Source organism: Bacillus cereus (assembly GCF_002564555.1).
Taxonomy (GTDB): domain Bacteria; phylum Bacillota; class Bacilli; order Bacillales; family Bacillaceae_G; genus Bacillus_A; species Bacillus_A cereus_K.
The window spans coordinates 1-564 of sequence record NZ_NUVD01000027.1 but is presented as its reverse complement, the minus strand read 5'-3'; the positions used below and the strand labels follow the sequence as shown (position 1 = coordinate 564).

Here is a 564-nt window from a genome sequence, read left to right as displayed (position 1 = left end):
TTTCCTACAACGGCAATGTTTTCATTTGTTTGTCTTGTGGTATAAGATTGTATGTTGTTCTTCTTAGATTTGAAACGCGGGGCATTGTTTTGTTTTTTGAAAAGGCGTGTATAAGCATCCGCAAGGTTGCGAACAGACGACTGAATCGCAATACTATCCACTTCTTTTAGCCAAACAAACTCTTTCTTCATGGCAGGAAGTTTGGCAGAGCATGTACCATATGTCAAACCTTTTCCTGTTTCCTTGTATGCATTATCCCATAGAGATAGGAAATGATTGAATACAAAACGAGAACAGCCAATCGTTTTATTGATTAGGGTCGCTTGTGCTTTATTTGGATAGATACGAAATTTATATGCTTTATTGATCATCATTCGTTTCACCCCCATTTCGATATGTGTCTATTATACAACAAACATACATTCGATATGTAGTGAAGTAACAGTTTATGTGTGTCGAACAATTAAGATGGCTTCCTGCCATCCCTTGTCCGAAGCCAATTCATCTCCCACCTACTCACTAAGCGTTCCTTGAGGAAGGAGTCTTCTTGGCTAAAATGATAAA

General features: G+C 38.1%; 1 protein-coding gene. It reads right to left on the bottom strand.

The features are described 5' to 3' along the window. On the bottom strand, positions 1-374 hold a 374-nt coding region (locus COI75_RS16715), incomplete at its 3' end, for a helix-turn-helix domain-containing protein (RefSeq protein ID WP_141535124.1). Positions 375-564: the final 190 nt, after the last annotated feature.